Origin of the sequence: Streptomyces sp. NPDC056948, from assembly GCF_042674225.1 — a bacterium.
GTDB classification, from domain to species: Bacteria; Actinomycetota; Actinomycetes; order Streptomycetales; family Streptomycetaceae; genus Streptomyces; species Streptomyces purpurascens.
Window position 1 is genome coordinate 1 of record NZ_JBHUQX010000759.1, and the last position, 1,917, is coordinate 1,917.

2 protein-coding genes are annotated in these 1,917 nt (G+C 67.4%); both read left to right on the top strand.

The window, feature by feature from the left end; translation table 11 throughout:
• On the top strand, positions 1–565 hold a 565-nt coding region (locus ACFTZL_RS44420), incomplete at its 5' end, for an SDR family oxidoreductase (protein WP_382596208.1).
• 927 nt (positions 566–1,492) lie between these two features.
• A complete protein-coding gene (locus ACFTZL_RS44425) occupies positions 1,493–1,864 on the top strand; it encodes a hypothetical protein (protein WP_382596210.1) in 372 nt (123 codons plus the stop codon).
• Positions 1,865–1,917: the final 53 nt, after the last annotated feature.

Sequence of the window (1,917 nt, forward strand, 5' to 3'; positions counted from 1 at the left end):
GCTCACCGACGTCGCCGACGCCGCGGACATGCAGGCGCTGGCCGACTTCACCGTCGCCACCTACGGGCGCATCGACGTCCTAGTCAACAACGCCGGCCTGATGCTCTTCTCGTACTGGAAGGACCTCGCGCTCGACGACTGGAACCGGATGCTCGACGTCAACATCCGCGGCTACCTCAACGGTGTCCACGCCGTCCTGCCCGTGATGCTCCGCCAGAAGTCCGGCCACATCCTCAACATGGGCTCGGTGGCCGGCCACCAGGTCGGCGACGGCGCCGGTGTCTACAGCGCGACGAAGTTCTTCGTACAGGCCATGACCGAGTCCATGCGCAAGGAACTCGGCGTCCACGAGGGCATCAAGGCATCCACCATCAGCCCCGGCGTCATCGACACCGGCTGGGCCGACAAGGTCACCGACCCCGCCGGACGCAAGGCCGCCCAGGAGCTCAACACCATCGCCATCAGCCCCGAGTCCATCGCCGACGCCGTCGTCTACGCCCTCGACCAGCCCGCCGACGTCACCGTCAACGACCTGATCATCTCCCCCACCCGCCAGAACTGGTAACACCCCTGGCCCCGAACGAGGGCTCCTGCGACGGCGGGACGGCCCGCATCGGGCCCACCCGCCGTCGCCTGACCTCAAGGAATCGTTACGGCCACCGCGCACTTCCGCAGTGGCTTGCAGACCCACCCGCTCGATGGCGGCACCGGCGAGAGTCCGGACAGGCGATGGAGACCTGATGCCGACCGCGTCCAGCGCTTCGCAGATGCCCAGCAGGGTAAACAAGCCGGCGAGGTCTAGGGCGCGCTTCAGATCGAGCAGCGGCGCGCCCTGCGGCGCCTCGTCACAGTCCGGCGCGTGCAAAACGCTTCCGGCCGGGCCGCGCTCGCCGCGCATCTGCTGGAGCACCAACCCCGAAGGCCGGCGCTCCCCGAGCACCTCGCCCACGACCGATGGCGTCGGCTCAAGCCACTCGGTGACGACCTGGTCGTAGTCGACGCCGTCGACCGGCCGCACATGCTCAGGGGCCCGCACCCACACCCGGTACTCCGCCGCCTCCACACCGCCGTCCGACTGGTGAAGATGCGGTGTTCCAACCCTGCACTATTCATAACGGACATGGTGAGCGACAGCTGAACGTCTCCGAGTCTGAGGCCGGCCAGGGCATCGCCCATCCGCTAAGCGGCGCGCTGGAGCTGTGGCTGGAACGCGATCACTCATCCGTAGGACGTCGGCCTGCAACAATCAAGATCCGCTTCCGCAGCAGACCCTAGGCCCCGGCCGGCGGCCGAAAAGGTCAGCCGCTCCCCGGGGCGCAGTAGGGGAGCGGAGGAGCTGGGCAAGCTTGCACTACCCCTCAACTGATTGTTTGTCGTGTGAAGTTGAGGAGGGTTCCGAATGCGCGCCTAGCGTGGTTCGTGCCGTGGTCTGCGGGCTGCGGTGCGGTGTCGCTTCCCGCGGCACCGGAGCAGTGACGGACAAGGAGTACTGATGGCGGCGGACTTCCAGGCCGGCGAGATTCCCCCCGGCTTCGCGTTCACTGAGAGCGGCGGGCTCATCCACTACAAATACGGCATCGTCGTGTCCGTCCCGATGGCCAACCAGGCCGGCTGGTCGGGCGACCTGTGGATCAGCTTCGGCGCCGCCTGGGGGGATGCACGGATCAAGGTGAAGTGGCACGACGGCACCAGCTGGAGCCCCGACAAGAACCTGGACGTCTTGCATGCAGGCGGCCGCGTCCATACTGGGGCGAAACTCCCGGCGAATACGCAGAAGGTCGCCATCAGCCGCGTCAAGAAGAGCGCTACCGACACTGAGGACGACATCCCGGTCAGCTGGCTGCTCCAAGTCGCAGAGGCGTGACCCAGGTACCCCCTCCTCTATCCGCCGATGCCCGGTCCCGCCCAGCAGGGCGG